Source organism: Actinomycetota bacterium, assembly GCA_030774015.1.
Lineage (GTDB): Bacteria > Actinomycetota > UBA4738 > UBA4738 > JACQTL01 > JALYLZ01.
The window spans coordinates 1-4,068 of record JALYLZ010000190.1 but is presented as its reverse complement, the minus strand read 5'-3'; the positions used below and the strand labels follow the sequence as shown (position 1 = coordinate 4,068).

The 4,068-nt window shown below is 71.6% G+C and carries 4 protein-coding genes; all 4 read right to left on the bottom strand.

Annotated features, from left to right (window positions below; all coding sequences use genetic code 11):
• The coding region (locus tag M3Q23_18215) for a shikimate dehydrogenase (GenBank protein ID MDP9343986.1) at nucleotides 1–427 on the bottom strand (427 nt) is incomplete at its 3' end.
• Nucleotides 415–1,491, bottom strand: coding sequence for an endolytic transglycosylase MltG (mltG, locus tag M3Q23_18210; protein ID MDP9343985.1), 1,077 nt, complete (start codon nucleotides 1,489–1,491; stop codon nucleotides 415–417). The genes M3Q23_18215 and mltG, both read right to left, overlap by 13 nt.
• A 36-nt stretch (nucleotides 1,492–1,527) precedes the next feature.
• Nucleotides 1,528–1,920, bottom strand: a complete 393-nt coding sequence (gene ruvX, locus M3Q23_18205) for a Holliday junction resolvase RuvX (protein ID MDP9343984.1) — start codon at nucleotides 1,918–1,920, stop codon at nucleotides 1,528–1,530.
• A gap of 71 nt (nucleotides 1,921–1,991) precedes the next feature.
• Nucleotides 1,992–4,068 (bottom strand): alanine--tRNA ligase (alaS, locus tag M3Q23_18200; GenBank protein ID MDP9343983.1); only part of this gene is annotated, 2,077 nt, incomplete at its 5' end.

Below are 4,068 nucleotides of genomic sequence, written 5' to 3'. Positions count from 1 at the left end.
CCCCCGCCCCCAGCACCAGGGCCGACCGTCCCGCGGGGTCGTAGCCGGCGTCGTCCTCCAGGAACCTGGTGAACCCGGGCGCGTCCGTGTTGTGTCCGGCGAAGCCCCCGGGACCGAGGGCGATGGTGTTCACCGCCCGGAGGAGCCTCGCGTCCTCGGTGAGCTCGTCCACCAGCCGGGCCGCGCCCTCCTTGTGGGGCATGGTGACGTTGGCGCCACCGAAGCGGGCGGTTCGCCGAAGCTTCCGGAACGCCCGCCGGAGCTTCCGAGGCGGAACCGGGAGCGTGACGTAGGTCCAGTCCAGGCCGAGCGCCTGGAACGCCGCGTTGTGGATGGCCGGCGAGAGGCTCTCATCGACCGGCCACCCGATGATGCCGGCCAGGCGGGTGCGGTCCCCGCGACCATCCAGGCCCCCTAGCCCAGGCACTCGTTCTTGTTCTTGAGGAAGTCGTCGTAGGACGTGGAGAACCGATGCTGTCCGGGCCCGTCCTTCGGGCACAGCACGTAGTACAGGTAGCTCACGTGCGCAGGGTTGAGCGCGGCCTCGATCGAGCTCAACCGGGGGCTGGCGATCGGCGTGGGAGGGAGGCCGGCATGCAGCCGGGTGTTGTACGGGCTCTGGATGGCCAGGTCGGACACGGTGAGGCCGTTGGACGGGTCCGGGTCGACGTATTGGAGCGTGGCGTCGATCTCGAGCCGCATGTTGATCTTCAGGCGGTTGTAGATGACCGCGGCGATGAGGGGCCGCTCCTTGTCCAGCTTCGCCTCCCGCTCGATCATCGAGGCGATCGTCACCACCTGGTACGGCGTGACCCCCAGCTTCTTCGCGTTCTGCCACGGGAGGTCCTGGACCTCCTTCTGGAACTGGGCCAGCAGCAGCCGGATGATGCTTCCGGCGGTGGCGTTCTTCTTCACCACCTGATACGTCTCCGGGAACAGGAACCCCTCCACGGTGCGCTTGCCGTCCGGAAGGTAAGGCGGCAGCGTGTAGCTCCCACTGGTCGCTTCCGTCAGGAACTCCTTCGCCGGGATGTCGAACAGGGCGTGGACCCGGGCCGCGATCTCGGTGAGGCGCCAGCCCTCCGGGATGGTCAGGCGAACCGTGACCGCCTTGTGGGGCGGCGCCGTCAGGACGGTGATGGCGTCGTCCAGTGCCATGTTGGTGGTGAGGTGGAAGGTGCCGGCGCGGAACTCGTTCGAGATGCCCTTGCGACGAAGGACGAACTTGTCGATGAGGTCGCACCGGATCACGCCCTTGTCGTGGAGCAGCGAGACGATCGAGCTCCCGCTGGTCCCCTCCGGGATGGTCAGGGTGACGGGCCGCTGCGGACCCGAGGCCTCCTGGCACCAGTGGTAATAGGTGGTCGCGGCGTAGAACCCGCCTCCGGCCAGAAGAGCCAGCACCAGCAGGACCGCGATCCACCGCTTCCGCCGCCGGGGGCGAGCGTGGCGCGGGCCGCGGCGCGTCGACTCCGGGGGGCCCTCGAACATCGGCGCCGGGGAGCATACCCGGTTCCGCTGTGCTTCCTAAGCTGAGCTTCCGCCCGGCCTCCGTGCCTGCTCGACGTCCAGGTAGGACTGGAGGATGACCGTGGCGGCCTGCCGGTCGACCACCCGGCGGCGGTCCCGCCCACTCACCCCCGCGTCACGGAGGGCCCGGTCGGCCTGCACGGTGGACAGCCGCTCGTCGTGCATCACCACCGGCACGTCGAGGAAGGAGCCCAGCGCGCCGGCGAACTGCTCCGCATGCCGTGCCCCCGTCCCCGGCTGTCCGGACATGGACAGCGGGTGGCCCACCACGACCAGCTTCACGTCGTTGTCCCGAACCAGCGCGGCGATGGACTTCAGGTCCTGGGGCGCGCCCGTCCGGACCGTTCCCAGGGGAACGGCCATCCGGCGGCGGTCGTCCGAGATGGCCACGCCGATGCGGACGTCGCCCAGGTCCAGCCCCAGGACCCGGCCAGCCGCTGGGCCGCGGGGATCGCCCGTGGTCAGCTCCCCCGGAGGAGCTCTTCCAGGCGGGCGGGGATGGTCCCCAGGGCGCGGTCGAGGGCGGCGGCCTCCCGGCCACCCGCGAACGCCAGGATGTCCTTACCGCCCGCTCCCCCTCCGATGGTCTTCGCCGCCGGCTCCAGCAGCGCCGGCGCCCGCACCCCGCGCTGCACCAGCGCCGGCGTGCACGCCGCCACCAGCAGGGCCCGGCCTCCGTCGGCGTTCCCCAGGACGGCGGCGCCCGCGCCGTCCCGCTCCAGGCGGGACCGCAGGGTCTGGGCCAGCTCGCGCAGTCCGTCGGCATCCTCGCCGGGGAGCGTAGCGACCACCAGTGACACTCCATCCACGCGGGTGGCCTGGCCGGCCAGGGAGTCCACGATCGCGGCCCGGTCTCCCTTGCGGATCTTCCCGAGCTCGCTCTCGAGCTGCTTGATCCGCTCCATGGCACGGCGGGCCCGCTCGGGAGCGCTCTCCGGGTCCCCGGCGCCGATCGCGGCCGTGACCTCCTCCAGCAGGCGGCGCTCCGCGTTCACCCGCTTCAGGGCGTCCGGCCCCACCAGCGCCTCGATCCGGCGCATCCCGGAGCCGATGCTGCCCTCGCCCAGGATCCGGACCACGGCCACCTTTCCCGTGTGGGGCACGTGGGTTCCCCCGCACAGCTCCCGCGAGTAGTCGCCGATCTCGACCACCCGCACGATGTCGCCGTACTTCTCGCCGAACAGCCCGATGGCGCCCTGGCTCTTCGCGTAGTCCATGGTCGTCTCGTACGCGCGCACCGGCGAGTCCTCGGCCAGCCGCCGGTTCGCCGTGTACTCCGCCTCCTCCAGCACGTCCTGGGGCAGGGCCTGATGGTGGCTGAAGTCGAACCGCAGCCGACCCGGCGCCACCAGCGATCCGGCCTGCCGGGCGTGCTCGCCCAACAGGTTCCGCAGGGTCCAGTGGACGACGTGGGTGGCGGTGTGCGAGCGAGCCGTGGCCTCCCGCGAGTCCGGGTTCACCCGGGCCTCCGCGTCCTCGCCCCGGCGGACCTCACCCGACTCGACCCGTCCGATGTGGACGATCGAACGGGGACCCGCCCACTGCGCGTCCCGGACCCGAACCGTCCCGCCCGCCGTGCGGATCGCCCCGGTGTCGCCGACCTGCCCACCGGACTCGGCGTAGAAGGGCGTGCGGTCCAGGAACACCCGGACGTCCTGGCCCTCCGCGGCGACGTCCAGCTCCTCGCCGCCGGGACCGAGCAGGGCCAGCACATGGCCCTCCTCCTCCAGGCGCTCATAGCCGACGAACTCCGTCTCGGGCGCCCCGAAGGACTCCGATCCGGCGCCCACCCGCCTGGCGGCGTCCTGGGCCCGGCGCCGCTGCTCCTCCATGAGCTCGGCGAAGCGGTTGGTGTCGACCTCCAGCCCGTGGTCGGCCGCGAGCTCCATGGTCAGCTCCAGGGGAAAGCCGTGGGTGTCGTGGAGGCGAAACGCAACATCGCCCGGGAGCCGGCCGCCGGAGGCCCCCTCCACTTCATGCTCGAACAGGACCAGCCCCTGGCGGAGGGTGGCCCGGAACCGCTCCTCCTCCGAGGCCACCACCTGGAGCACGTACTCCCGGTTCTCGACCAGCTCGGGGTACGCGTCCCCGAAGCTCTCCACCGTGGCCTCGGCCAGCGGCTCGGTCACCATGCGCTCGATGCCGAGCCGGCGCGCATGCGAGACGACCCGGCGGAGCATCCGCCGAAGGACGTATCCCCGGCCCTCGTTCGACGGCTGCACCCCGTCGGCCACCAGGAACGCGGTGGCCCGGCCGTGCTCGGCCAGGATCCGCAGGCTGACGTCGGCCCGCTCGTCCTCGCCGTACTTGCGGCCGGCCAGTTCCTCCGCCACCGCCATCAGCGGCTGGAACAGGTCGGTCTCGTAGAAGCTGGGCTTGTCCTGGAGGACCATGGCGACCCGCTCCAGGCCGCTGCCGGTGTCGATGTTCTTGTTGGGGAGGTCACCGACGATGTCGCCCGCGTCGTTCATCTCGTGCTGCATGAACACGAGGTTCCAGATCTCCAGGTAACGCTCCTCGTCGACGGCGGGCCCGCCG